Annotated in this window: 2 rRNA genes; both read left to right on the top strand. The window is 56.1% G+C overall.

From position 1 onward, the window contains the following. Positions 1-77: 77 nt before the first annotated feature. A 23S ribosomal RNA gene (locus tag EIZ44_RS44275) occupies positions 78-3,493 on the top strand. An 84-nt stretch (positions 3,494-3,577) separates the two neighbouring features. Next, positions 3,578-3,694: ribosomal RNA gene (rrf, locus tag EIZ44_RS44270) — 5S ribosomal RNA — on the top strand. Positions 3,695-3,699 lie beyond the last annotated feature (5 nt).

Raw genomic sequence — 3,699 nt, 5'->3', positions numbered from 1 at the left:
CTGTTGGGTCCTGAGGCAACACACGTTGTTTCTGGTGTGGTGTTTGAGAACTGTAGAGTGGATGCGAGCATCTTTGTGGTCAAGTTGTTAAGGGCACATGGTGGATGTCTTGGCTTCAGGAGCCGATGAAGGACGTGGGAGGCTGCGATATGCCTCGGGGAGCTGTCAACCGAGCTGTGATCCGAGGATTTCCGAATGGGGAAACCCAGCACCAGTGATGTGGTGTTACCCGCCGGTGAATATATAGCCGGTGTGGAGGGAACGCGGGGAAGTGAAACATCTCAGTACCCGCAGGAAGAGAAAACAAAAGTGATTCCGTGAGTAGTGGCGAGCGAAAGCGGAAGAGGCTAAACCGTTTGCATGNTGAAGGACGTGGGAGGCTGCGATATGCCTCGGGGAGCTGTCAACCGAGCTGTGATCCGAGGATTTCCGAATGGGGAAACCCAGCACCAGTGATGTGGTGTTACCCGCCGGTGAATATATAGCCGGTGTGGAGGGAACGCGGGGAAGTGAAACATCTCAGTACCCGCAGGAAGAGAAAACAAAAGTGATTCCGTGAGTAGTGGCGAGCGAAAGCGGAAGAGGCTAAACCGTTTGCATGTCAAGCTGTCAGGCGTTGTGCGGGCGGTGTTGTGGGACCCACCTTGGAGAGACTGACATTTCTCCGGATGTACGCGATGGTTAGCGGAACGCCTTGGGACGGGCGGCCGGAGCGGGTGAGAGCCCCGTACGCGAAAGCTGTTGTCGTAGGTCTTGGTGGTGTTCCCGAGTAGCAGCGAGCTCGTGGAATTTGCTGTGAATCTGCCGGGACCACCCGGTAAGCCTAAATACTTCCTGAAGACCGATAGCGGACGAGTACCGTGAGGGAAAGATGAAAAGTACCCCGGGAGGGGAGTGAAAGAGTACCTGAAACCGTGTGCCTACAAGCCGTCAGAGCGTTTCGACNTGAAAGAGTACCTGAAACCGTGTGCCTACAAGCCGTCAGAGCTCACTTTGTTGCGTGATGGCGTGCCTTTTGAAGAATGAGCCTGCGAGTTAGTGCTGCGTGGCGAGGTTAACCCGGGTGGGGTAGCCGTAGCGAAAGCGAGTCTGAATAGGGCGAAATAGTCGCGTGGTCTAGACCCGAAGCGGAGTGATCTACCCATGGCCAGGGTGAAGCGACGGTAAGACGTCGTGGAGGCCCGAACCCACTTAGGTTGAAAACTGAGGGGATGAGCTGTGGGTAGGGGTGAAAGGCCAATCAAACTCCGTGATAGCTGGTTCTCCCCGAAATGCATTTAGGTGCAGCGTCGCGTGTTTCTTGCCGGGGGTAGAGCTACTGGATGGTCTAGGGGCCTTACCGGGTTACCGAAATCAACCAAACTCCGAATACCGGTTAGTGAGAGCGCGGCAGTGAGACGGCGGGGGATAAGCTTCGTCGTCGAGAGGGAAACAGCCCAGAACACCAGCTAAGGCCCCTAAGTGTGTGCTCAGTGGGAAAGGATGTGGGATTGCCCAGACAACCAGGAGGTTGGCTTAGAAGCAGCCACCCTTGAAAGAGTGCGTAATAGCTCACTGGTCAAGTGGTCCTGCGCCGACAATGTAGCGGGGCTTAAGCACACCGCCGAAGCTGTGTCATTCACACAATACATCCGCAAGAGCTTTCGGGTTCTTGTGCAGTGGTGTGGATGGGTAGGGGAGCGTCCTGCATCCAGGGAAGCGGCCGCGGAAGCGAGTCGTGGAGGGTGCGGGAGTGAGAATGCAGGCATGAGTAGCGAATGCAGAGTGAGAAACTCTGCCGCCGGATGACCAAGGGTTCCTGGGCCAGGCTAATCCGCCCAGGGTAAGTCGGGACCTAAGGCGAGGCCGACAGGCGTAGTCGATGGACAACGGGTTGATATTCCCGTACCCGAGCATGTGCGCCCATGGCGAGGCGGTTGACACTAACCACCCGAAGCCGCGGTTGAAGTCTTCGGACGGATTCCGTGTGTGGAGCGTGGGACCTGATTCCGTAGTAGTCAAGCGATGGGGTGACGCAGGAAGGTAGCTCCGCCAGGCGATGGTTGTCCTGGTGTAAGCGTGTAGGAGGAACAGTAGGCAAATCCGCTGTTCACATACTCTGAGACGTGATGCGTAGCCGTTTGAGGCGAAGTGGGTGATCCTATGCTGTCGAGAAAAGCCTCTAGTGAGTGCATGCACGGCCCGTACCCCAAACCAACACAGGTGGTCAGGTAGAGAATACCAAGGCGATCGGGTGAACTGTGGTTAAGGAACTCGGCAAAATGCCCCCGTAACTTCGGGAGAAGGGGGGCCAAGCATCTTGAAGTCCCTTGCGGACGGAGGGGTGGTTGGCCGCAGAGACCAGCGGAAAGCGACTGTTTACTAAAAACACAGGTCCATGCGAAGTCGCAAGACGATGTATATGGACTGACGCCTGCCCGGTGCTGGAACGTTAAGAGGACCGGTTAACTCACTTTGTNNNGGGTGAAGCTGAGAATTTAAGCGCCAGTAAACGGCGGTGGTAACTATAACCATCCTAAGGTAGCGAAATTCCTTGTCGGGTAAGTTCCGACCTGCACGAATGGCGTAACGACTTTCCGGCTGTCTCGACCACAGGCCCGGCGAAATTGCATTACGAGTAAAGATGCTCGTTACGCGCGGCAGGACGGAAAGACCCCGGGACCTTTACTATAGTTTGGTATTGGTTTTCGGTTCGGCTTGTGTAGGATAGGTGGGAGACTGTGAAGCGCTCACGCTAGTGGGTGTGGAGTCGTTGTTGAAATACCACTCTGGTCGGATTGGGAATCTGAACCTCGGACCATGATCTGGTTCAGGGACAGTGCCTGATGGGTAGTTTAACTGGGGCGGTTGCCTCCTAAAGGGTAACGGAGGCGCCCAAAGGTTCCCTCAGCCTGGTTGGCAATCAGGTGTCGAGTGCAAGTGCACAAGGGAGCTTGACTGTGAGACAGACATGTCGAGCAGGGACGAAAGTCGGGACTAGTGATCCGGCACCTCCTGGTGGAAGGGGTGTCGCTCAACGGATAAAAGGTACCCCGGGGATAACAGGCTGATCTTGCCCAAGAGTCCATATCGACGGCATGGTTTGGCACCTCGATGTCGGCTCGTCGCATCCTGGGGCCGGAGTAGGTCCCAAGGGTTGGGCTGTTCGCCCATTAAAGCGGCACGCGAGCTGGGTTTAGAACGTCGTGAGACAGTTCGGTCCCTATCCGCCGCGCGCGCAGGATACTTGAGGAAGGCTGTCCCTAGTACGAGAGGACCGGGACGGACGGACCTCTGGTGTGCCAGTTGTCACGCCAGTGGCATGGCTGGTTGGCTATGTTCGGAAGGGATAACCGCTGAAGGCATCTAAGCGGGAAGCCTGTTCCAAGATGAGGTATCCCACCCCTTTGTGGGTTAAGGCCCCCAAGAGACGATTGGGTTGATAGGCCAGAAATGGAAGCACAGTAATGTGTTGTCGAGTTGACTGGTACTAATAGGCCGAGGACTTGCCCACAAAGATGTTACGCATCCACTCTACGGTTCTGAAACACCACACCGGTCACCCCTCGAGGGGTGGGTGTGTGTTGTTTCGGAGTGTTTCGGTGGTTTTAGCGTCAGGGAAACGCCCGGTCCCATTCCGAACCCGGAAGCTAAGCCTGACTGCGCCGATGGTACTGCAACCGAAGGGTTGTGGGAGAGTAGGACACCGCCGAACTTAAC

Source organism: Amycolatopsis nivea, assembly GCF_004522235.1.
Taxonomy (GTDB): domain Bacteria; phylum Actinomycetota; class Actinomycetes; order Mycobacteriales; family Pseudonocardiaceae; genus Amycolatopsis; species Amycolatopsis nivea.
This window is presented reverse-complemented; position numbering and strand designations above follow the sequence as displayed.